Here is a 21,344-nt window from a genome sequence, read left to right on the forward strand (position 1 = left end):
AGATGTCTCAACGAGGAGGACACGATGACCGTTTACGCCCGCCCGGGTGCCGCCGACGCCCTGATGTCGTTCGAGTCGCGCTACGGCAACTTCATCGGCGGAGAATGGGTGCCGCCGGCCTCCGGGGAGTACTTCGAGAACCCGACGCCGGTGACGGGCCAGTCGTTCTGCGAGGTGCCGCGATCCGACGAAACCGATATCGAGGCAGCGCTGGACGCCGCACACGGCGCGGCCGCCGCATGGGGCAAGACCGCCGCGGGGGAGCGCGCCGTCATCCTCAACAAGATCGCCGACCGTATCGAGGCCAACCTCGAGTCGCTGGCGCTCGCGGAGTCGTGGGACAACGGCAAGCCCATTCGCGAGACGCTCAACGCCGACCTCCCACTGGCCGTCGACCACTTCCGTTACTTCGCCGGAGCGATCCGGGCGCAGGAGGGGTCGCTCTCCCAGATCGACGACGACACCGTCGCCTATCACTTCCACGAGCCACTCGGCGTCGTCGGGCAGATCATCCCGTGGAACTTCCCGATCCTGATGGCGACGTGGAAGCTGGCCCCGGCGTTGGCCGCCGGGAACGCCGTGGTGCTCAAACCGGCCGAGCAGACGCCGGCCTCGATCCTGTATCTGATGAGCCTGATCGGCGACCTGTTGCCCGCCGGTGTGCTCAACGTGGTCAACGGGTTCGGTTTCGAGGCGGGCAAACCGCTGGCGTCGAGCAACCGCATCGCCAAGATCGCGTTCACCGGCGAGACCACCACCGGCCGGCTGATCATGCAGTACGCGTCCCAGAACCTGATCCCCGTCACGCTCGAACTCGGCGGCAAGAGCCCCAACATCTTCTTCTCCGACGTGATGGCCGCCGCCGACGATTACCAGGACAAGGCGCTCGAAGGGTTCACGATGTTCGCCCTCAACCAGGGCGAGGTGTGCACGTGCCCGTCGCGCAGCCTGATCCAGGCCGACATCTACGACGAGTTCCTGGAGTTGGCCGCGATCCGCACCAAGGCCGTGCGACAGGGCGATCCGCTGGACACCGAGACGATGATCGGATCGCAGGCCTCCAACGACCAGCTCGAAAAGGTGTTGTCCTACATCGCGATCGGTAAAGACGAAGGCGCCCGCGTCGTCACCGGCGGTGAGCGCGCCGAACTCGGCGGCGACCTGTCCGGCGGCTACTACGTGCAGCCGACGATCTTCGAGGGCAACAACAAGATGCGGATCTTCCAGGAGGAGATCTTCGGGCCCGTCGTCGCGGTCACCTCGTTCACCGATTACGACGACGCGATCGCGGTTGCCAACGACACGCTGTACGGGTTGGGCGCCGGAGTGTGGAGTCGCGACGGCAACACCGCCTACCGCGCCGGCCGCGACATCAAGGCGGGTCGGGTGTGGACGAACTGCTACCACGCCTACCCGGCGCACGCCGCGTTCGGCGGATACAAGCAGTCCGGCATCGGTCGCGAGAACCACAGGATGATGCTCGACCACTACCAGCAGACCAAGAATCTGCTGGTGTCCTACAGCAACAAAGCGCAGGGGTTCTTCTGACGAGCGCTTGCGCGAGGAGGCGAGGATTCTGACGATGCCCGGGCGCGAACGTGGGTTACCCGCACACCAAACCGGACTTTCGCGTGCGGGTAACCCACGTTCGGCGCAACAAGAAGAAGAGCCGGCGCCGCCGCGGGCGCTGATCACCGCCGCGGCCGCCGATCTGCTGGCCCGACTGCAGGACAAGCATGGCGCGCTGATGTTCCACCAGTCCGGCGGCTGCTGTGACGGATCGTCGCCGATGTGCTACCCCGACGGGGAGTTCATCGTGGGCGATCGCGACGTGCTGCTCGCGGTGCTCGACGTCGGCGACGGGGTACCGGTGTGGATCTCGGGCTCGCAGTTCGAGGCGTGGAAGCACACCCAACTCGTGATCGACGTCGTCCCGGGCCGCGGCGGAGGGTTCAGCGTCGAAGCCCCCGAAGGGGTGCGGTTCTTGAGCCGAGGCCGGGCGTTCACCGGGGCAGAGATGCAGGCACTGGCCGTGACACCGCCTGTGACCGGAGCGGATTTCGAACGGGGCGTCCGACCGCCACCGCCGGAAACGCATATCGTCGGTAACCCAATCGATGCCTGTCCGATACCTGACGCGCCGGGCGGGTGAGCGGGGCTAAGCCGTTGTCCGCGTAGCCTTTCAACCGTGATACCGCTTCCCCGTGCATGGGTGCTGACCAGCGCGTTGCTGGTCGGTACGGCAGTGGGGCTGATCCTGGGGGTCGCCGCCACGCTGGTGATCGACGCGCCCATCCGGCCCGACGTCGTCGTGGCGCTCGTCGTCGGCGTACCCGCCGCGCTCGGCATGCTGGCGATCCTGGTGTCGGGTCGGCGGTGGGTGACGACCGCAGGCGCCTTCCTGCTCGGCGTCGCGCCCGGGTGGTTCGGGGTGCTGGTCGCGATCCAGGCGGTGCACGGTGCCTGAGACAACCGAAACGCTGCCCGGCGACCCGACGGAGCCGTACACCCCGACATTCACCACCGGTGAGTTCCAGGCGGTGATGGGAACGACGGCCGTCGCCGAGCACCCGTCGCAGCCGGTACCGATCCCGGCACAGCCCGTCGTGGTTCCCGGCAACCACCCCTACCTCAAGCGCTGGATGTTCGCGCTCGTCGTCGCTGGCGTCTGGGCGCTCGCCGCGTTGGCGGGATGGGGTCTGTACCACTGGTGGTACCACTCGATGGACAAGACGGCCCCGGTCTTCGTCGCGCTGGTCTTCGTGGTCACGGCGACGGTGGCCGGTCTACTTCTCGCGATGGTGCCCGACAGGCCCGTGGTGTCCGCGCTCGCGCTCGCGCTGATGTCGGCGCCGTTCGGAGCGGTCGCGGGGGCGGCGGTACTGCACGGTCTTTACTTCTGCGAGTGGGCCACCCGGTGTTTCGCAGGCGTGATCCCCTACTGAGTTGTCTCAGCGGCCGGTAGGTTCCCATGTCCGCATGGCCGCGTCGAGGCCCTGATCGTCCAACGCGCGCACCGGCAACGGTTCGTTGTCGTCGCCAGAACGCATACCGTCCAACAGGATCCCGACATAGCGACGCCACAGATCGGTGTCGACGTGTCCGGCGAACTCGCTGACCATTCCGGCGAGCAGGCTGAGCAGAGGCAGGTCGGTGTGTGAGATGTCCGAGCGCAGACGGCCGTCGTTCTGCGCTCGCTTGACGACTTGCACGGCCACCGGGTGAAGACGTTCCTGTGCCGCCACCACGCGGTCACCGCCGTAGGCTTTGCTGAACGCGATTTCCCGCAAGCCCCGGTCGGTAGCGGTCATCGCGCACAGATGCTCGACGAACCACACGAAGCCCTCCCACGGATCGTCGTGCTCCAGCGCGGTTTCAGCCAACGCAGTCATCTGATCCAGGCCGTCGACGAAGATAGCCTCGAGCAGTTCGTCTTTGGTCGCGAACCGCCGGTACACCGTTCCCACTCCCACCCCTGCGTACCGGGCGACGTCATTGAGGTTGGGCTCCAAACCTTTTGATGCGAACAGTTCACGGGCCGCTTGCAAAACGCGTGTGCGGTTGCGTTCAGCGTCTTTGCGCAGGGGGCGACACCCCAGCCGCGGCGACTCCGTCTCACCCACATCCATCCGGCCGAGTGTAATGCGGTCCACAGGAAAGCGGATTGACCTTGTCCGCTTCGTTCGTTAGCTTGGCTGACTAGCACTGCGCCCCTTCAGCTCGGGGTGGTCACAACGCCGGAAGGCCCGCACATTGACTCCCGTCGATCCATTTCCCGCACTGCTCGGGCGCGCTGATGCCGACCCGGGGGAGCGCCGGTCATGAAGCTGGTGACGCGCGTCTGGCTTCCCGTAATGATCCTGATCGCCGCGACGGCGGGCGTTCTCGCGGTGTCGCATTTCCGGGGCATCTTCGGTGCCGAACCCGCCCTGAAGACCCCGATCGGTGCCGACACCGCGGAGAAGTTCATCCCGAAGGTCGTCACCTATGAGGTCTTCGGTACGGGCACCGCCGTGGTCAACTATCTGGATCTCGACGGAAAGCCGGTGCGCGCCGGAACCGTGAGCCTGCCGTGGTCGCTGACGTTGGAGACCACAGCGCCGTCGGTAGCGCCGAACATCATCGCCCAGACCGACGGCCAGTCCATCGGCTGCCGCATCACCGTGGACGACGAACTCAAGGATGAGAAGATGGCTCAGGGTGTGAACGCCCAGACGTTCTGTCTGGTGAAATCCGCATGAGCGCACCGGTCGACGACGCGCCGACGAACCCCAACCCGATCGCCGCGCCGAAACGTCCGTGGCTTCCGCGGTTGATCCGCCTGTTCGCCCTGCCGATCATCGTGGGCTGGGTCGTCATCATCGGCTTCCTCAACACCGCGGTGCCGCAGCTCGAAGTGGTCGGCAAGCAGCGCGCGGTGTCGATGAGCCCACAGGACGCGCCGTCGATGATCGCGATGAAACGCGTCGGCACCACGTTCGAGGAATACGACACCAGCAGCTCGGTCATGGTCGTGCTCGAGGGCGAGAAGAAGCTGGGTGTCGAGGCGCTGGAGTTCTACGAACAGATGGTGCGCGACCTGCGCGCCGACACCGCACACGTGCAGTATGTGCAGGACCTGTGGTCTGACTCGTTCACCGCCGCGGGCGCGCAGAGCGTCGACGGCAAGGCCGCTTACACCCAGGTGTACATCGCCGGCGACCAGGGCGAGAGGTTGGCCAACGAGTCGGTGCACGCCGTGCGGGACATCGTCACCAAACACCCGACGCCTCCTGGTGTCGAGGTCTACGTCACCGGCGCAGCAGCGACGACGACAGACCAGAACGCCGTCGGCGACAAGAGCATGCGGACGATCGAGATGCTCACGTTCGGCGTCATCGTCGTCATGCTGTTGGTGATCTACCGGTCCATCGCCACGACGCTGGTGCTGCTCAGCATGCTCGCGATGGGATTGCTCGGCAACCGCGGGTTGATCTCATTTCTGGGTTACCACAACGTGTTTGGTCTGACCACCTTCGCCACCAACCTGGTGGTCACCCTGACCATCGCCACCGCCGTCGACTACGGGATCTTTCTGGTCGGCCGGTACCAGGAGGCCCGCCGATCCGGTGAGGACCGAGAATCGGCGTACTACACGATGTTTCAGGGGACCGCCCACGTCGTGGCGGCGTCCGGGTTGACCATCGCGGGCGCCACCTTCTGCCTGAACTTCACCCGGCTGCCCTACTTCCAGAGCATGGGCTATCCGATGGCCGCGGCGATGGTGTTCGGCATCGTGGTGGCCTTGACGTTCGGCCCCGCGTTGATCTCTGTGGTCAGCCGCTTCGGCCGCGTGCTCGAACCCAAGGCCAAGTCATCGACCCGGGCGTGGCGTCGGATCGGCACCTCGACCGTCCGCTGGCCCGGTGCGTTCGTGGTGGTTGCCGTCGCGGCGTGCCTGGTCGGCTTGCTCGCGCTGCCCAGCTACCACACGAGCTACAACGACCGGCTGTATCTGCCCGACGACATCTCGGCCAACGTCGGTTACGCGGCGGCGACCCGCCACTTCTCCGAGGCCCGGATGAACCCGGACGTGCTGATGGTCGAGACCGACCGCGACCTGCGCAACCCGGCAGGGTTCCTGATGATCGACAAGATCGCGAAAGCCCTTGCGGATGTCGAGGGAATCGCCCAGGTGCAGGCGATCACCCGGCCCGACGGCAAGCCGATCGAACACACGACGATCCCCTACATGATCGGCCAGCAAGGCGTCGGCCAGCTCATGTCCAACGACTACCAGCAGGGCGTCATCGACAACATCATGGCCCAGGCCGACGAGATGGCCCACACCATCGAGTCGATGGAGAAGATGAACTCGATCACCCGCGAACTGTCCGTGGTGTCGCGAAGTATGGCCGACAAGATGACCGACACGTCGCTGACTGTGCAGGAAGTGCGCGACAACATCGCCAACTTCGATGACTTCTTCCGCCCCGTGCGCAACTACTTCTACTGGGAGCCACACTGTTTCAACATCCCGGTCTGCTGGTCGCTGCGTTCGATCTTCAACAGCCTCGACGGCATCTCGACCATGTCCGACGACTTCCAGGCGATGGTTCCCGACATCAACCGGATGGCCGACCTGACGCTGGAGATGACCGCGGTGATGCCGGGGATGATCCAGTCGATGAAAAACCAGCGCCAGATGATGCTGAACCAATATCAGGTTCAGAAGGCGCAGCAGGACCAGACCATGGAGCAGCAGGAAGACAGCGCGGCGATGGGGGAGGCGTTCGACGAAGCCCTCAACGACGACTCCTTCTACGTTCCGCCCGAAGCGTTCACGAACGCCGACTTCATCCGCGGCATGGACCTGATGATGTCGCCGGACGGGCACGCCGTCCGGTTCACCATCATCCACCAGGGCGATCCGCTGACCGAGGAAGGCATTTCACGGATCGAACCACTGAAGAAGGCCGCGGCCGCCGCGATCAAGGGCACACCGCTGGAAGGTTCCTGGGTCTACGTCGGCGGTGCCGCGGCGATGTTCGACGACATGCAGCAGGGTGCCGATTACGACCTGCTGATCGCGGTCACAGCCGCGCTCCTGTTGATCCTCGTCATCATGATGGTGATCACCAGGGCCCTGGTCGCCGCTCTGGTCATCGTCGGAACCGTGGCGCTGAGCCTGGGCACGGCGTTCGGGATGTCGGTGGTGCTGTGGCAGCACATCATCGGCATCCCTCTGCACTGGATGGTCCTGCCGATGGCGATCATCGTGCTGGTGGCCGTCGGCGCGGACTACAACCTGCTGCTGGTGTCGCGGATGAAGGAGGAAGTCCACGCCGGACTGCGCACCGGCACCATTCGCGCGATGGCAGGCAGCGGCCCCGTCGTCACCGCCGCCGGGTTGGTGTTCGCGTTCACGATGGCGACGATGGCGGTCAGCGACCTGATCGTCATCGGCCAGGTCGGCACGACGATCGCGCTGGGCCTGATGTTCGACACGTTCGTGATCAGGGGATTGATGACGCCGTCGGTGGCCACTCTGCTCGGACGGTGGTTCTGGTGGCCGCTGCAGGTGCGCCAGCGTCCGCGCCCGGCGCCGTGGCCCCAGCCGATCCAACGCGATCCCGCGGGACATGGCGGACCGTTCGCCGATGCCCATTAGTGTGGGGGCGTGACCCACTATGACGTCGTCGTTCTCGGAGCAGGTCCCGGCGGGTACGTCGCGGCCATCCGCGCCGCACAGCTCGGACTGAACACCGCCATCGTCGAACCCAAGTACTGGGGCGGCGTGTGCCTCAACGTTGGGTGCATCCCGTCCAAAGCGTTGCTGCGTAATGCGGAGCTCGCGCACATCTTCACCAAGGAAGCCAAGCAGTTCGGCATCAACGGCGAGGCGACGTTCGACTACGGCGTCGCCTTCGACCGCAGCCGCAAGATCGCCGACGGCCGCGTCGCCGGCGTGCATTACTTGATGAAGAAGAACAAGATCACCGAGATCCACGGCTACGGCAAGTTCAAAGACGAGCACACGCTCGAGGTCGACCTCAACGACGGCGGCACCGAGACCGTCGAGTTCGACAACATCATCATCGCCACCGGCAGCAGCACCCGCCTGGTGCCCGACACGTCGCTGTCCGAAAACGTGGTCACCTACGAAGAACTCATCATGACGCGCGAGCTGCCGTCCTCGATCGTGATCGCCGGCGCCGGTGCCATCGGCATGGAGTTCGGCTACGTGATGAAGAACTACGGCGTCGACGTCACGATCGTCGAGTTCCTGCCCCGCGCGCTGCCCAACGAGGACGCCGACGTCTCCAAGGAGATCGAGAAGCAGTTCAAGAAGCTCGGCGTCAAGGTGCTGACCGGCACCAAGGTCGAATCGATCAAAGACAGCGGCGACGACGTCACCGTGTCCGTCAGCAAGGACGGCAAGTCCGAGGACATCAAAGCCGAAAAGGTGCTGCAAGCAATCGGTTTCGCGCCCAACCTGGAGGGTTACGGACTCGACAACACGGGCGTCGGGATCACCGAGCGCAAGGCGATCGACATCGACGACTACATGCGCACCAGCGTGCCGCACATCTACGCGATCGGCGACGTGACGGGCAAGCTGCAGTTGGCGCATGTGGCCGAGGCGCAGGGCGTCATCGCCGCCGAAACCATCGCAGGCGCAGAGACTCTGCCGCTCGGGGACTACCGGATGCTGCCGCGCGCGACGTTCTGCCAGCCGCAGGTGGCCAGCTTCGGGCTCACCGAAGAGCAGGCCCGCGAAGAGGGTTACGACGTCAAGGTCGCCAAGTTCCCGTTCACCGCCAACGCCAAGGCGCACGGCGCGGGCGACCCCAGCGGCTTCGTCAAGCTGATCGCCGACGGCAAGTACGGCGAGCTGATCGGCGGCCACCTGATCGGCCACGACGTCTCCGAGCTTCTGCCCGAGCTGACGCTGGCCCAGAAGTGGGACCTCACCGCCGCCGAACTGGCGCGCAACGTCCACACGCACCCGACCATGTCCGAGGCCCTGCAGGAATGCTTCCATGGCCTGCTCGGCCACATGATCAACTTCTGAGCCGGGGCCACACAGCAGCGTGGTTCAGACAACCAGCACGGCGAGGGCACTGTGGGTCGCCGGCATCGGCGGCTTGGTGATCGGCCATATCCTCTGGCTGGCCGGGATCTCCTTCGCCACCTCGACCTCCGACGTCAGCACCTGGGTGCTGGTGGTGGCCGCAGTGTCGTTTGTCGTGGGCGGTGCGGTCGGCTGGCTGGGCTGGCGGGCGTATCAGCGCAGAAGCGAGGTGTGGGCGGTGTTCCTGTGCGCGCTGCCGGTCTCGCCGGTGCTGCTGTCGCTGATCGTCCTCGGTATCACGTACCTCTAGCGCGCCGTTTGTGAAGATGCCGACGCTGACGGGCCGATGAGCGTCGTCGGATTCACAAACGAGCACTAGTCCGGGAAGTCCAGCGGCACTTTCAAAGTGGTGATCGTGGCCGCCAGACCGTCGTACTGGGCGGCCAGCATGCAGAACTCGATCAGCTGCGGTTTGGTCAGGTGCCTGGCCAACACGGCCCAGGTCTCGGGTGAGACGCCGCGGGTCACGACGAACTCGTCGGTGGCGGTGATCAACGCGCGCTGGCGGTCGGTCAGTCCTTCGGCGTCGGGACCCTCGAAGATCTTCTTCTGCACGTCCGGGCCGAGCCCCCGGGTGCGGGCCAAGCGGCGGTGCTGCTGCAGTTCGTATTCGCAGTCCCGGAGATGTCCGACGCGCAGGATGACGGTTTCGGCGTCCTGCACCGACAGCTTGCTCAGCATGCCAAGCAGCACACCGCTGTACGGCAGCCACGCCAGGAACAGAAGCCGGTGTTGGCCAAGCACATTGAAGAGGCTGAAGCGGGGCGCCCTGATCGCGCGGGCGCCGAGCTTGGCGATGGCCCAGTTCAGCGGGCCGAGTTCCTTGAATCCACCGGGCGCGATACGTGCCGACTCGGGTGCGCTCATCACAGCGAGTCTACGTGTGGTCGCCGAATCAAGGTCGACGTACCAGATAGGGCGAGACCGTGCTGCGGTGCTCGTCGATGTCGAGCGCACGGCCGAGGGCGGGGAAGGCCCGCTGCGGGCAGTTGTCGCGCTCGCAGACCCGGCAACCGGCGCCGATCGGCGTCGACACCTCCCCGGACAGGTCGAGCCCCTCCGAATACACGAGCCGATGGGCGTGGCGCAGCTCGCAGCCCAGGCCGATGGCGAACGTCTTACCCGGCTGCCCGTAGCGCTGTGCACGCCGTTCGACGGTGCGGGCCACCCACAGGTAGTTGCGCCCGTCGGGCATCTGCGCGACCTGCACTCCGATCTTGCCGGGGTTGGCGAACGTCTCATAGACGTTCCACAGCGGGCAGGTACCGCCGCTGGAGGAGAAGTGGAAGCCGGTGGCGGACTGGCGCTTTGACATATTGCCTGCGCGGTCGACGCGGACGAAGGATAGCGGCACACCGCGCATCGACGGCCGCTGCAGGGTCGACAGCCGGTGCGCGATCGTCTCGTAGCTGACCGAGTAGAACGCCGAAAGCCGCTCGACGTCGTAGCGGAAGTTCTCCGCGACATCGTGAAACTGCGCGTACGGCAACACCATTGCGGCGGCGAAGTAGTTGGCCAGGCCCAGTCGCGCCAGCCGCGTGGACTCGTCGCTGGTGAACTTGCCCTCGTCGACGAGCTTGTCGATGAGGTCGCCGAATTCCAGATACGCCAGTTCGACGGCCATCTTGAACACGGTCTGCCCGGATGAGAGGTGGTTGTTGAGCTCGAGTGTCTTCGTCTCGGGGCTGTACCGGTGCAGCACCGATTCGCCGAGTTCCATGCGGTGGACGATGCGCACGCCGTGCACCATCGTCAGTCGGTCCGACAATTGGCGGGCGAGCTCCGAGCGGTGCATCGCCATGCGGATGGTGAGGTCTTCGGCCGCGGTGTCGAGTTCGTGCAGATAGTTCTGTCGTTGGTAGAAGTAGTCGCGCACCTCCTCATGGGGCATGGTGATCGCACCCGAGCCAGAACTGAAGCCGCCGCCCGCGGCGAACCTGTCCTCGGTGGCCGCCGCCAGTCGGGTGGTGGTCAGCTGGTAGCGGCGGTGGAGGTTGACCATCGCGCGGGCGAGGTTGGGGTGCGCAGCGACCATGTCCGCGATCTCGGCCAGGTCGACGTCGATATCGAGGTCGCGGTCGAGGGTGACCTCGCGTAGCTCCGCGACCAGACGGGTGTCGTCCTCGGAGGCGAAGAAGGTGGCGTCGACGCCGAACACCTCGGTGATTCGCAGCAGGACGGCCACGGTCAGCGGCCGCACGTCGTGCTCGATCTGGTTGAGGTAGCTCGGCGAGATGTCGAGCATCTGGGCAAGCGCCGCCTGGCTGAAGCCACGCTCGCTGCGAAGTTGCCGAACCCGCGAGCCGACAAACGTTTTCGCCACGTCAGCCAGCGTAGCAACGGTGCGAAGGTGCTCTTCGCATTGTTGGCAATCCGCCGCTGTGGCAATATCGGCGGTCGTGAACGAGAAGCAGGGATCGGGAACGGGCCCGGCCCAGGGCCTGGCCAAGGCCATGATGCCGGTCCCTGATCCGCACCCCGACGTCTTCGACATCGAGTGGCCGCTCCGGGTGGCCGACGTGGACCGCGAAGGCCGGCTCAAATTCGACGCCGCGACGCGCCACATTCAAGACATCGGCTCCGACCAGTTGCGCGAACTGGGGTTCCAGGAGACCCATCCGCTGTGGATCGTGCGCCGCACGATGATCGACATGATCCGCCCGATCGAGTTCCAGGACATTCTGCGGCTGCGTCGTTGGTGTTCGGGAACGTCGAACCGATGGTGCGAGATGCGGGTGCGCATCGACGGCCGAAAGGGCGGCCTGATCGAATCCGAGGCGTTCTGGATCAACATCAATCGCGAGACGCAGGGACCCGCGCGCATATCCGACGACTTCCTCGAGGGATTGCGGCGTACGACCGACGTCAACCGCCTGAGGTGGAAGGAGTACCTGTCGGCGGGCAGCCGCGAGGACGCCGATGACATCCGCGAGTTCCCGACGCGGGTCAGCGACATCGACATCTTCGACCATATGAACAACGCGGTGTACTGGTCGGTGATCGAGGACTACCTGCATCACCATCCGGAGCTGGCGCGGTACCCGCTGCGGGTGACCATCGAACACGACGCCGCGGTCGCCCTTGGCGACAGGATGGAGATTCTCAGCCACACCTATCCGCCGGGTTCGACGGACAAATTCGGTCCGGAGCTGACGGACCGCACTGTTACAACGCTCACATATGCGGTCGGCGACGAGGCCAAGGCCGTCGCCGCGATCTTCAACCTCTGATCATGATCGGTTTAACAGTACGAGCGTACTGACCTGCGGAAATCGCCTACTCATCGGTAACTTCTGAACCGGTCAAGCGCACCCGGTTCTTCGCAAGATTCGCAAATCTGAGGGAGTGGTTGGCGAAAGTTGGCATTCAAAACGGCTGGACCTGCGCTAATGGACTGAGGCATCCTCGTAGTAGCGAAACTGCTAAACCGTTTGGGCGTTAACAAGCCGGGCTACTCCGGCGGCGCCGCGGCGATAGTGAACAGATCGAAGGAGCGCCATGTCAACCGTTGGCAAGCCGAAGAGTGCCGAAGAAATTCAGCGCGACTGGGACACCAATCCCCGCTGGAAGAACGTCACCCGCGACTACTCGGCCGAGGACGTCGTTGCGCTGCAGGGCACCGTCGTCGAGGAGTCCACGCTGGCCAAGCGTGGGGCGGAGATCCTGTGGAACCAGCTGCATGACATGGAGTTCGTCAACGCGCTCGGCGCGCTGACCGGCAACATGGCCGTCCAGCAGGTGCGCGCCGGGCTGAAGGCCATCTACCTGTCCGGGTGGCAGGTCGCCGGTGATGCGAACCTGTCCGGTCACACCTACCCCGACCAGAGCCTGTACCCGGCCAACTCGGTGCCGCAGGTCGTGCGCCGGATCAACAACGCGCTGCTTCGCGCCGACGAGATCGCCAAGGTCGAGGGCGACACCTCGGTCGAGAACTGGCTGGTGCCGATCGTCGCCGACGGCGAGGCGGGCTTCGGCGGTGCGTTGAACGTCTACGAGCTGCAGAAGGCGATGATCGCCGCCGGTGTCGCGGGTTCGCACTGGGAGGATCAGCTGGCATCGGAGAAGAAGTGCGGTCACCTCGGTGGCAAGGTGCTGATCCCGACGCAGCAGCACATCCGCACCCTGACCTCGGCACGCCTGGCGGCCGACGTCGCCGACGTCCCGACCGTGGTCATCGCGCGCACCGACGCCGAGGCGGCCACCTTGATCACCTCCGACGTCGACGAGCGCGATCAGCCGTTCATCACCGGTGAGCGGACCAAGGAAGGCTTTTACACCGTCAAGAACGGCATCGAGCCGTGCATCGCGCGCGCCAAGGCCTACGCGCCGTACGCCGATCTGATCTGGATGGAGACCGGCACCCCCGACCTCGAGCTGGCCAAGAAGTTCGCCGAGGGCGTGCAGGCCGAGTTCCCGGACCAGATGCTGGCCTACAACTGCTCGCCGTCGTTCAACTGGAAGAAGCACCTCGACGACGCGACGATCGCGAAGTTCCAGAAGGAGCTGGGCGCGATGGGCTTCAAGTTCCAGTTCATCACGCTGGCCGGCTTCCACGCGCTGAACTACTCGATGTTCGACCTGGCTTACGGCTACGCCCGCAACCAGATGTCGGCATACGTCGAGCTGCAGGAGCGCGAATTCGCCGCCGAGGAGCGGGGTTACACCGCAACCAAGCATCAGCGCGAGGTCGGCGCCGGCTACTTCGACCGGATCGCCACGACGGTGGACCCGAACAGCTCGACGACCGCGCTGAAGGGTTCGACCGAAGAGGGTCAGTTCCACTAAGTCAGGCCCCCTAGACCAGGCCCAGTAGGCTCACGAGGCCCAACGGCTTGTCATCAGGCCCCGTCCTTATATTGGGCGGGGCCTGATGTTATGGAGAGGACGCAAGTGAGCATTGAACGAGTCGGTGTGGTCGGCGCCGGACAGATGGGCAGCGGCATCGCGGAGGTGGCCGCGAAAGCCGGCGCCAGCGTCGTCGTCTACGAGCCGTCCGAGGAACTCGTCGAGGCCGGGCGCAAGCGGATCACCGGCTCGTTGGAGCGGGCCGCGAGCAAGGGCAAGCTGTCGGAGGCCGACCGCGATGCGACGTTGGCGCGGCTGTCGTACACCACCGATCTGTCCGACCTGGCCGACCGTCAACTCGTGATCGAGGCGATCATCGAGGACGAGGCCGTCAAGGCCAAGGTCTTCGCCGAGCTCGACGCCGTCGTCACCGATCCCGACGCGGTCCTCGCGTCGAACACGTCGAGCATCCCAATCATGAAAATCGCTGCGGCAACTAAGAATCCGAGTCGCGTGCTGGGGCTGCACTTCTTCAACCCAGTGCCGGTGCTGCCGCTGGTGGAGCTGGTCAACACGCTGGTGACCTCCGAGGAGGCGCTGCAGCGGACCGAGCAGTTCGCGAGCGAGGTGCTCGGCAAGCAGGTGGTGCGGTGCAGCGACCGCTCCGGGTTCGTCGTCAATGCGCTGCTGGTGCCTTATCTGCTCTCGGCGATCCGGATGGTGGAGGCCGGCGTCGCCACGGTGGAGGACGTCGACAAGGCAATCGTGGCCGGGCTCTCACATCCGATGGGCCCGCTGCGGCTTTCGGACCTGATCGGTCTGGACACCATGAAGCTGATCGCAGACTCGATGTTCGACGAACTCAAGGACCCGCACTACGCGCCGCCACCGCTGCTGCTGCGGATGGTCGAGGCGGGGCAGCTCGGCAAGAAGTCAGGCCGGGGCTTCTACAGCTACTAGCGCCGAGCGCACGCCCATCAAACGGGGCAGCCGCGGCTCCTGAGCGCCTCGCGTACCCGGCGCACTATCTCGGTTCGTTGATACCGTAGGTGACGCGCGCTGACCCGCACGATAAGCCAGCCTTGCGCGGCCAAGAACTCCAGCCGTTCGATGTCTCCGGCGTGAATGTCCGGACTGGTCCAATGCTGCACTCCGTCGTACTCGACGCCCACTTTCCACTGGCACCAGCCCATATCGATTCGGCGATTGCCAACGCGAATCTGCGTGGCCGGGTGAGGCAACCCATTACGGACGAGCAGCAGGCGAAGCTCGGTCTCTTTCGGCGATTCCGCGCCGCCATCGACGAGATCCATTGTCGCGCGCAGTTCACGGATGCCCCGTGCGCCGGGATAGCGGTTCGCGATGCCCTGCACTTCGGCGACGGTGCACCCGGTCGCGTTGAGCAGGGCGTCGATTCGCATGATCCCCAGATCCCCCGGCACGCGCCGACCTAGGTCATAAGCCGTGCGAGCGGGTGTCGTACAGTCGAAACTTCCTCGCAGGCAGACCTCGTCATCGGCGAGCGTCCCACTGTAGATGACGATTCCGCGCGGAGATCGATGCCGTATTCGTGCCAGTTCCGCCGGTCCGTCGGGCGGTAGCCAGCGAGTTCCGAACATCGCCGCGGCCGAATGGCCGAATAGAGTCGCTTGTCCGCGGGACCAAAGCCATGCGGCATGTGCTCGAACACGCGCGTCGAGTTCCATTCCTGTCGGCGCGTATATGTTGTGGTGCACCTTGAGGTAGTTGGTGCGTAGGTCGTGACGTGTCACGATGCCGGCTGCGAGTGCGTCGCTGCCCACGATGAGACGGTCCATATCCAGTTAGATGCGAAAAGCGCTATACCGGTTCCACGAGACTGCGGTTTATGAGAGGAATCGGCCGAAATTCGTCAGAAACCGCAGTCTCGGCGCCTACGACTCGAGCAGGCGCCTGCGTTCCGCGTCGACGTCGAAATCCGCAGACGGGTATGACAAGTCGAGGGCCTCGAGCGCTTCGATCAGCAGTTCGGTGACGGCGAGCCGGCTGTACCACCGGCGATCGCAGGGCACCACATGCCACGGCGCATAGTCCGTCGACGTGCGGTCCAGCACCGCCTGGTAGGCCTCCTGATACTGGGGCCATTTGAGGCGCTCGTCGATGTCGCCGGGGTTGTACTTCCAGTATTTCGTCGGGTCGTCGAGCCGTTCGAGGAGCTGCTTCTTCTGCTCGTCCAACGAGATGAACATCGCCACCTTCACCAGAGTCGTTCCACCGTCGACGAGTTCACGCTCGAACGCGTTGATCTCGTCGTAGCGCGCACCCCAGACCTCCGGCGGCACCAGGTTGTGCACCCGAACGATGAGCACGTCCTCGTAATGCGACCGGTCGAAGACGCCGATATGTCCCGGCGGCGGCAACGCGCGCCGGATCCGCCACAGGAAGTCGTGCGCCAGCTCCTCCGGTGTCGGTTTGCCAAATGCGGTGTAGCGTACGCCCATCGGGTTGACCGCTCCGACAACATGTTTGACGATACCGCCCTTGCCCGCGGCATCCATGCCCTGCAGCACGAGCAAGACCGAGCGGGCGTCGTCACGGCCTTTGGAACTGGCGTAGAGCATCTCCTGCAGCTCGGCGAGGCGATTGCTGCGGGCCGCTTGCACCGGCGCCGCATCGGCTTTGGCGCCGTCGAAACCCGGTGTCGCCGAGGGGTTCAGATCGGCCACCTTGTCGCCGGTCCGAAACCGCACCGCGTCGGCGATGGGCGAGGTGACCGGGTCCGGGCTCACTGATCGTCTTGCGTCGGGGGCGGAAGCACCGGCGACGGGTGTGGTTGGCCGCGGAACGCCTCGAGTGACCCGCCCACTTCGACGATGCCGCACAACGCATTCCACGACAGCATGGTCAGGTAGTCGATCAGCTCGTCGGAGCTCATGCGCCGGTTGGACATCCACGAGTGCGTGGCAAGCTGAACACCGCCGACCGTGTGGTACGCCCACGGCTCGACGCCGCCGGTGTCCATACCGGCCTCCTGCATCCGGCGCCGCAGCATCACCGCCAACATGCGGGCGATGATCTGCTCGGACGTGGCGACCGCGCGGCTCTTGCTCGCCGAGTTGTTCGCCATCACGAACTGATAGGGCTCGGGTTCGGCCGCCACCGTTTCGACGTAGACCCGGATCACCTCGCGAGTGAGTTCAAAGCCGTCCAGGTTCGACGACAGCGCCGCGGCCATGTTCGGGATCAGCGTCGTCTGCGCGAACCGCATCATCACCGCGGTCGTGAGGTCGTTCTTATCGACGAAGTAGCGGTACAGCACCGTCTTCGAGACGCCGATCTCGGCCGCGATCTCGTCCATACTGACGCCACTACCGAGTCGGCGGATCGCCTCAAGGGTGCCATCCACCAGCTCGTTGCGGCGCTCTACCTTGTGCTTGTGCCAACGCCGCTTGCGGCCGTCTGTCTTGACCGCGATCGCCTCGGACTGTTGTGCCACTATCCCCGTGATCCGTTCCGTAGTTCCCCTCGATAGTACGGCCGATCTTGACACCTCGCGTTGTCGGTCCGAGCTGCCGCGCGTCGTAGCGGATGATGGAGAAGTGGCACATAGACCGAGCGCCGGACGGCACGCCCCGACGGCTCCGCCCGCCCCGCGGAGAAGCTTTGCCGAGTCCCTGGCCGGGGCCGACTCCGTAGCCGATGCGGAGCGCCGCCGTTCGCTGCGGCGCATGAAGGTCGTCGCGCTGAGCTTTCTCGTCGGCGCCTCGGTCATCTTCCTCATCTGCACCTGGGCCCAGTCCGCTGGTATCGCTCCGGACTGGGTGGGCTATGTGCGCGCCGCCGCCGAGGCCGGCATGGTCGGCGCCCTGGCGGACTGGTTCGCGGTCACCGCCCTGTTCAAGCACCCACTCGGCATCCCGATCCCGCACACCGCGATCATCAAGCGCAAAAAGGACCAGCTCGGCGAGGGGCTCGGCGCCTTCGTTCGCGAGAACTTCCTGTCTCCTGAAGTCGTGTCGGCGAAGCTGCGCAACGCCGAAGTGGCAGGCCGGCTGGGCAAGTGGCTCTCCGAACGCTCACACGCCGAACGCGTTGCCGCCGAAACCGCCACCGTGCTGCGGGTTCTGGTGGAGATGCTGCGCGACGAGGATGTGCAGCAGGTGCTCGACCGGATGATCGTCAAACGCATCGCCGAACCGCAGTGGGGTCCGCCCATCGGTCGCGTGCTGGCCACGCTGCTGGCCGAACACCGGCAGGAAGCTCTGCTGCAACTGCTCGCCGACCGCGCCTTCCAGTGGTCGCTCAACGCCGGGCCCGTCATCGACCGGGTGATCGAACGCGACTCGCCCACCTGGTCCCCACGCTGGGTGGACCACCTCGTCGGCGACCGCATCCACCGCGAGTTGATGGACTTCACCGACAAGGTGCGCCGCAACCCGGACCACGAGCTGCGGCGGTCGGCGACCCGTTTCCTGTTCGAGTTCGCCGACGACCTCCAGCACGATCGGGCCACCATCGAGCGCGCCGAGAACGTCAAGGAACAGGTCATGGCCCGCGACGAGGTCACGCGCGCGGCCGAGACGGCATGGACGGCGGCCAAGCGCATCTTGTTCGAGTCGGTGGACGACCCCTCATCGACGCTGCGCACGCGGGTCGCCGACTCGGTGATGCTGATCGGGGACTCGCTGCGCGACGACGCCGACCTGCGCGACAAGGTGGACAACTGGATCATCCGGGCGGCCCAGCACCTGGTCGCCCAGTACGGCGTGGAAATCACCGCGATCATCACCGAAACAATCGAGCGGTGGGACGCCGACGAGGCCAGCCGCCGTATCGAACTCCACGTCGGACGCGACCTGCAATTCATCCGGATCAACGGCACCGTGGTGGGCGCGCTGGCGGGCCTGGTCATCTATTCCGTAGCCCAACTTATATTCTGACCTGCGCTAACGAGTGCTTGCAAAAGTTAGCACTGCGTCGTACGGTAGGGGTGTCGCTTTTTGGATACCCGAGGCACGGAGGGCTTCGTATGTCGCAGGATGACAATCTTGCCGTCGTGGTGTCTAACGCTGCGCAGACCGCCGCCCAGGACATCGGCACGTTCATCCGGACGCAACGCGAAGCCGCTCAGGTATCCGTACGACAGTTGGCCGAGAAGGCCGGCGTCAGCAATCCCTACCTCAGCCAGATCGAGCGGGGATTGCGCAAACCCTCTGCCGACGTGCTCAACCAAATCGCCAAGGCGCTGCGGTTGTCGGCTGAGGTGCTCTACGTGCGGGCCGGGATTCTCGAGCCCAGCGAGAAGAGCGAGGTGCGCGACGCCATCGTCAACGACACGGCGATCACCGAGCGGCAAAAGCATGTGCTGCTCGACATCTACACGTCGTTCTGTCAGCAGAACGAGGCCGAGGTTGACGAGGCAGGTAGCGACACAGAACAGGAGTCGTCGACTGAATAGAGACTCCGGCTTCTGAACACGAACGCAACCGAACCACATCCTCAGAAAGGAACACCATGGCCAAGAACACTCCCGCCAAGAACCAGCCCACCCCCGACGACCTGAAGGCGCCGTTGCTCGCCGCCGTCGGTGCCGCCGACCTCGCCCTCGAGCGGGTCAACGAGATCGTCGCCGCCCTTCGTGAGCGCGCCGACGACGCCCGTACCGACTCGCGTAGCCGCGTCGAGGAGACCCGTGCGCGGATCGACCGACTGCAGGACGACCTGCCGACGCAGTTCGGTGAGCTGCGCGACCGTCTGAGCTCCGATGAGCTGCGCAAGTTCGCCGAGACCTACGCCGAGGCCGCGCAGACCACCTACAACAAGCTCGTCGAGCGCGGTGAGGCCGCACTCGAGCGCCTGCGCAGCCAGCCCGGCTTCAGCGAGGCCGCCGGCCGGGTCGAGGGGTACACCGACCAGGCCGTCGAGCTGACCCAGGAGGCGCTGGGCAACGTGGCCGCGCAGACGCGCGCCGTCGGTGAGCGCGCCGCCAAGCTGGTCGGCGTCGAGCTGCCGAAGAAAGCCGACCAGGGTGCCGCGCCGGTGAAGAACACCGCTAAGAAGGCCCCTGCCAAGACGCCGGCCAAGAGCCCGGCGAAGAAGACGCCGGCCAAGAAGGCCCCGGCCAAGAAGGCGACGGCCAAGAAGGTCACCCAGAAGTAAGGACTCGACAGCGGGTCGCAAGGCCCAAAGTCGACCGAGGGGACGTCACCCGCTTAGTCTTGATGCGTGCAGCTCCAAGGCTTGGTGGGTTACGTCCTCTTCTTTTTGCAGATCGCCGTGCTGGCGACGACGGTGTACGCGTTCGTCCATGCGGCGATGCAACGGCCGGACGCCTACCCGGCCGCCGACAAGCTGACCAAGCCGGTCTGGTTGGTCATCCTCGGGGTCGCAGGGCTGCTCGCGCTGGTTTTGGGTTCTGTGCTGGGCCCCGCCATCGCAGCCGTCGCGGCCGGTGTCTACCTGGTCGACGTCCGACCCAAGCTGCTCGAGGTCCAGGGGAAGTCCCGATAGTGCGCAGAACCATTGCGGTCGTCGTCCTGGCGGCCGGCCTCACCGCGCCTGCGCTGGCGGCGCCCGTGGCATCGGCGAATCCACCTGCCAACCCGACGGTGCCTGCCCCGCCGTTCGTCGATCACGTCGAATGGGCCAAGTGGGGCGATTTGTCGAGTCTGCGCGTGTACCCGACCGCGGCAGGCAGGCAGTCGTCCGGGCTGGCCACTTCGGCCCAGGGCGAGGTGGCCTGGGCCGAGGTGCTGGCGCTCGCACCCGATGCGGATATCCCGGGCATGAGGCCCCAATTCGTCTGTCACTGGGAATTCGCCGAGTACTACCAACCCGGCAAGACCAGTTGGAATCTCGAGCCGTGGCGACCCGAGGTCCCCTACGAGCAGATGGTGGAAACCGGCTGCAACCCCGGCGGTACCGAAGAGCCGTTCTGATGGCACGCACCTACCTACGCGACGAGGTCGCCGGACTGGTCGATCACACACTGCTCAAACCCGAAGCCACCGAGGGCGACGTCGCCGCGGCCGCACAGGAGGCTGCGGCGCTCGGCGCTTACGCCGTATGCGTGTCGCCGTCGATGGTTTCGGTCGCCAGACGGTCCGGTTCGCCGTCGCAGCTGGTGTGTGCGGTCGTCGGATTCCCTTCGGGCAAACATCTTTCGGCGGTCAAAGCCAGTGAGGCACGGCTCGCGGTGGAAGACGGCGCCGGCGAGATCGACATGGTGATCGACGTGGGAGCCGCGCTGGACGGCGACTTCGCGGCGGTGCGCGCCGACGTCGAGGCCGTGCGTACCGAAGTCGGTGCCCGCGCGACGCTGAAAGTGATCGTCGAGTCCGCCGCGCTGCTCCTGCTCGCCGATGAGCAGACCCTGCTGGCCGCCTGCCGGGCCGCGGCGGACGCGGGTGCCGATTTCGTCAAGACCTCCACGGGATTTCATCCCGCAGGCGGGGCGTCGCTACGTGCAGTGGAACTGATGGCGACGGTGGGTCCCCAGGTCAAAGCCAGTGGCGGTATCCGGACCGCCGATGCCGCGATTGCGATGCTGAACGCAGGCGCCACCCGGTTGGGGCTGTCGGGGACCAGGGCGGTACTCGAGGGCTTTCCGAAACCCGACCGCCGCCAGTAATTTACGTTGGTCACCGATATTTGCCGTATAGTGACGTCCGCCCCCGACGGCTGGAACCACCGCACTCTGCGCACGGGAAACCGTGGATAGGACCTGATCATGATGACTCAAAGCGGTTTGCTTCGCCGAGCGCTGGCCGGAGCGGGGGTGACCGCGGTGCTGGCGACGGGCGCGTTCACGGCCGGCTGCGCCTCGCAAGAGGAGAAGGCACCGGAGACGTCGACCACCACGACGACGACCACAACCACCACCACGGCGCCGCCTCCGCCCGCCACGCCGACGGAGAAGGCGCCGCGCATCGATCCCAATGAGCCGAACCCGTTCTCGCCCACCGTT

General features: G+C 65.5%; 23 protein-coding genes and 1 pseudogene. 17 read left to right on the forward strand and 7 right to left on the reverse strand.

Annotated features, from left to right (window positions below):
- The first annotated feature begins 24 nt into the window (after nt 1-24).
- From adh to A5759_RS19240, 4 genes are read left to right on the forward strand one after another with little or no spacing between them, the layout of a single operon-like run.
- A complete protein-coding gene (gene adh / locus A5759_RS19225; protein ID WP_068200462.1) occupies nt 25-1,548 on the forward strand; it encodes an aldehyde dehydrogenase in 1,524 nt (507 codons plus the stop codon).
- Between the two features lie 34 nt (nt 1,549-1,582).
- Nucleotides 1,583-2,152 carry a DUF779 domain-containing protein gene (locus A5759_RS19230; protein ID WP_082962200.1) on the forward strand — a complete coding sequence of 190 codons (570 nt, stop codon included), beginning with the start codon at nt 1,583-1,585 and terminating at the stop codon, nt 2,150-2,152.
- A gap of 36 nt (nt 2,153-2,188) precedes the next feature.
- Complete coding sequence (locus A5759_RS19235) at nt 2,189-2,467, forward strand: putative holin (RefSeq protein ID WP_064399728.1); 279 nt, start codon at nt 2,189-2,191, stop codon at nt 2,465-2,467.
- Nucleotides 2,460-2,945, forward strand: coding sequence for a hypothetical protein (locus A5759_RS19240; RefSeq protein WP_068200465.1), 486 nt, complete (start codon nt 2,460-2,462; stop codon nt 2,943-2,945). Before A5759_RS19235 ends, A5759_RS19240 begins: the two co-directional genes overlap by 8 nt.
- Nucleotides 2,946-2,951: 6 nt before the next feature.
- Here A5759_RS19240 and A5759_RS19245 read toward each other — a convergent pair whose 3' ends face one another.
- Nucleotides 2,952-3,629, reverse strand: coding sequence for a TetR/AcrR family transcriptional regulator (locus A5759_RS19245; protein WP_068200467.1), 678 nt, complete (start codon nt 3,627-3,629; stop codon nt 2,952-2,954).
- Nucleotides 3,630-3,821: 192 nt separating this feature from the next.
- Between A5759_RS19245 and A5759_RS19250 the strand changes: the two genes are divergently transcribed.
- Genes A5759_RS19250 through A5759_RS19265 form a run of 4 tightly spaced genes read left to right on the forward strand, consistent with a single transcriptional unit; the run spans nt 3,822 to nt 8,864 of the window.
- Nucleotides 3,822-4,241 carry an MmpS family transport accessory protein gene (locus tag A5759_RS19250; protein ID WP_068200469.1) on the forward strand — a complete coding sequence of 140 codons (420 nt, stop codon included), beginning with the start codon at nt 3,822-3,824 and terminating at the stop codon, nt 4,239-4,241.
- Nucleotides 4,238-7,150 (forward strand): RND family transporter, encoded by a 2,913-nt coding sequence (locus tag A5759_RS19255; protein WP_068200472.1) that lies wholly within the window; start codon nt 4,238-4,240, stop codon nt 7,148-7,150. The genes A5759_RS19250 and A5759_RS19255 overlap by 4 nt, the downstream gene beginning before the upstream one ends.
- 9 nt (nt 7,151-7,159) lie before the next feature.
- Nucleotides 7,160-8,554 (forward strand): dihydrolipoyl dehydrogenase, encoded by a 1,395-nt coding sequence (lpdA, locus tag A5759_RS19260; RefSeq protein WP_068200474.1) that lies wholly within the window; start codon nt 7,160-7,162, stop codon nt 8,552-8,554.
- A gap of 19 nt (nt 8,555-8,573) precedes the next feature.
- Nucleotides 8,574-8,864 carry a hypothetical protein gene (locus A5759_RS19265; RefSeq protein WP_156616971.1) on the forward strand — a complete coding sequence of 97 codons (291 nt, stop codon included), beginning with the start codon at nt 8,574-8,576 and terminating at the stop codon, nt 8,862-8,864.
- Nucleotides 8,865-8,929: 65 nt separating this feature from the next.
- On the opposite strand, the gene A5759_RS19270 is transcribed toward A5759_RS19265, so the two are convergent.
- Together A5759_RS19270 and ramB are read right to left on the reverse strand one after the other, a co-directional pair.
- The gene (locus tag A5759_RS19270) at nt 8,930-9,481 is read right to left on the reverse strand and encodes a carboxymuconolactone decarboxylase family protein (RefSeq protein ID WP_064399721.1); all 552 of its coding nucleotides are present in this window, start codon (nt 9,479-9,481) and stop codon (nt 8,930-8,932) included.
- Nucleotides 9,482-9,509: 28 nt separating this feature from the next.
- Nucleotides 9,510-10,937, reverse strand: coding sequence for an acetate metabolism transcriptional regulator RamB (ramB, locus tag A5759_RS19275; RefSeq protein WP_068200477.1), 1,428 nt, complete (start codon nt 10,935-10,937; stop codon nt 9,510-9,512).
- A gap of 130 nt (nt 10,938-11,067) precedes the next feature.
- Here ramB and A5759_RS19280 point away from each other — a divergent pair, with 130 nt between their 5' ends.
- From A5759_RS19280 to A5759_RS19290, 3 genes and pseudogenes are all read left to right on the forward strand, one after another.
- Complete coding sequence (locus A5759_RS19280; RefSeq protein ID WP_068200655.1) at nt 11,068-11,844, forward strand: acyl-[acyl-carrier-protein] thioesterase; 777 nt, start codon at nt 11,068-11,070, stop codon at nt 11,842-11,844.
- Between the two features lie 268 nt (nt 11,845-12,112).
- The gene (gene aceA, locus A5759_RS19285) at nt 12,113-13,399 is read left to right on the forward strand and encodes an isocitrate lyase (protein WP_064399719.1); all 1,287 of its coding nucleotides are present in this window, start codon (nt 12,113-12,115) and stop codon (nt 13,397-13,399) included.
- An 84-nt stretch (nt 13,400-13,483) separates the two neighbouring features.
- Nucleotides 13,484-14,359: pseudogene (locus A5759_RS19290) on the forward strand (3-hydroxybutyryl-CoA dehydrogenase); the annotation flags it as partial.
- A gap of 17 nt (nt 14,360-14,376) precedes the next feature.
- Here A5759_RS19290 and A5759_RS19295 read toward each other — a convergent pair.
- The 3 genes from A5759_RS19295 to A5759_RS19305 form a co-directional block, all read right to left on the reverse strand.
- Nucleotides 14,377-15,216 carry an endonuclease domain-containing protein gene (locus A5759_RS19295; protein WP_068200484.1) on the reverse strand — a complete coding sequence of 280 codons (840 nt, stop codon included), beginning with the start codon at nt 15,214-15,216 and terminating at the stop codon, nt 14,377-14,379.
- Nucleotides 15,217-15,312: 96 nt separating this feature from the next.
- Nucleotides 15,313-16,167, reverse strand: coding sequence for a polyphosphate kinase 2 family protein (locus A5759_RS19300; protein ID WP_068200485.1), 855 nt, complete (start codon nt 16,165-16,167; stop codon nt 15,313-15,315).
- Nucleotides 16,164-16,874 (reverse strand): TetR/AcrR family transcriptional regulator, encoded by a 711-nt coding sequence (locus tag A5759_RS19305; protein ID WP_068200487.1) that lies wholly within the window; start codon nt 16,872-16,874, stop codon nt 16,164-16,166. Before A5759_RS19305 ends, A5759_RS19300 begins: the two co-directional genes overlap by 4 nt.
- A 73-nt stretch (nt 16,875-16,947) precedes the next feature.
- On the opposite strand from A5759_RS19305, the gene A5759_RS19310 reads away from it, so the two are divergent.
- The 6 genes from A5759_RS19310 (at nt 16,948) to deoC (ending at nt 21,008) form a co-directional block, all read left to right on the forward strand.
- Nucleotides 16,948-18,318, forward strand: a complete 1,371-nt coding sequence (locus A5759_RS19310; protein WP_197506128.1) for a DUF445 domain-containing protein — start codon at nt 16,948-16,950, stop codon at nt 18,316-18,318.
- A gap of 89 nt (nt 18,319-18,407) precedes the next feature.
- A complete protein-coding gene (locus tag A5759_RS19315) occupies nt 18,408-18,836 on the forward strand; it encodes a helix-turn-helix domain-containing protein (protein WP_064419938.1) in 429 nt (142 codons plus the stop codon).
- A gap of 56 nt (nt 18,837-18,892) precedes the next feature.
- Complete coding sequence (locus A5759_RS19320) at nt 18,893-19,537, forward strand: heparin-binding hemagglutinin (RefSeq protein WP_068200492.1); 645 nt, start codon at nt 18,893-18,895, stop codon at nt 19,535-19,537.
- 66 nt (nt 19,538-19,603) lie between these two features.
- Nucleotides 19,604-19,888: a DUF2516 family protein gene (locus A5759_RS19325; protein ID WP_064351279.1), complete on the forward strand. Its 285-nt coding sequence runs from the start codon at nt 19,604-19,606 to the stop codon at nt 19,886-19,888.
- On the forward strand, nt 19,888-20,316 hold the full coding sequence (locus A5759_RS19330) for a DUF2599 domain-containing protein (protein ID WP_082962201.1): 429 nt from the start codon (nt 19,888-19,890) through the stop codon (nt 20,314-20,316). Before A5759_RS19325 ends, A5759_RS19330 begins: the two co-directional genes overlap by 1 nt.
- Nucleotides 20,316-21,008 carry a deoxyribose-phosphate aldolase gene (gene deoC, locus A5759_RS19335; RefSeq protein ID WP_068200495.1) on the forward strand — a complete coding sequence of 231 codons (693 nt, stop codon included), beginning with the start codon at nt 20,316-20,318 and terminating at the stop codon, nt 21,006-21,008. Before A5759_RS19330 ends, deoC begins: the two co-directional genes overlap by 1 nt.
- Nucleotides 21,009-21,115: 107 nt before the next feature.
- On the opposite strand, the gene A5759_RS26590 is transcribed toward deoC, so the two are convergent.
- A complete protein-coding gene (locus A5759_RS26590) occupies nt 21,116-21,340 on the reverse strand; it encodes a hypothetical protein (RefSeq protein WP_068200497.1) in 225 nt (74 codons plus the stop codon).
- Between the last annotated feature and the right edge of the window lie 4 nt (nt 21,341-21,344).

Origin of the sequence: Mycobacterium sp. 852014-52144_SCH5372336 (assembly GCF_001665615.1) — a bacterium.
GTDB lineage: Bacteria > Actinomycetota > Actinomycetes > Mycobacteriales > Mycobacteriaceae > Mycobacterium > Mycobacterium neumannii_A.

Bases quoted from the DNA above. Each gene is read 5' to 3' on its own strand.
- A5759_RS19270 (WP_064399721.1), bottom strand. From the start codon at position 9,481: ATGAGCGCACCCGAGTCGGCACGTATCGCGCCCGGTGGATTCAAGGAA.
- A5759_RS19250 (WP_068200469.1), top strand. From the start codon at position 3,822: ATGAAGCTGGTGACGCGCGTCTGGCTTCCCGTAATGATCCTGATCGCC.
- deoC (WP_068200495.1), top strand. From the start codon at position 20,316: ATGGCACGCACCTACCTACGCGACGAGGTCGCCGGACTGGTCGATCAC.
- aceA (WP_064399719.1), top strand. From the start codon at position 12,113: ATGTCAACCGTTGGCAAGCCGAAGAGTGCCGAAGAAATTCAGCGCGAC.
- adh (WP_068200462.1), top strand. From the start codon at position 25: ATGACCGTTTACGCCCGCCCGGGTGCCGCCGACGCCCTGATGTCGTTC.
- A5759_RS19230 (WP_082962200.1), top strand. From the start codon at position 1,583: ATGCCCGGGCGCGAACGTGGGTTACCCGCACACCAAACCGGACTTTCG.
- A5759_RS19255 (WP_068200472.1), top strand. From the start codon at position 4,238: ATGAGCGCACCGGTCGACGACGCGCCGACGAACCCCAACCCGATCGCC.
- A5759_RS19320 (WP_068200492.1), top strand. From the start codon at position 18,893: ATGGCCAAGAACACTCCCGCCAAGAACCAGCCCACCCCCGACGACCTG.
- A5759_RS19295 (WP_068200484.1), bottom strand. From the start codon at position 15,216: ATGGACCGTCTCATCGTGGGCAGCGACGCACTCGCAGCCGGCATCGTG.
- A5759_RS19245 (WP_068200467.1), bottom strand. From the start codon at position 3,629: ATGGATGTGGGTGAGACGGAGTCGCCGCGGCTGGGGTGTCGCCCCCTG.
- A5759_RS19280 (WP_068200655.1), top strand. From the start codon at position 11,068: ATGATGCCGGTCCCTGATCCGCACCCCGACGTCTTCGACATCGAGTGG.
- A5759_RS19315 (WP_064419938.1), top strand. From the start codon at position 18,408: ATGTCGCAGGATGACAATCTTGCCGTCGTGGTGTCTAACGCTGCGCAG.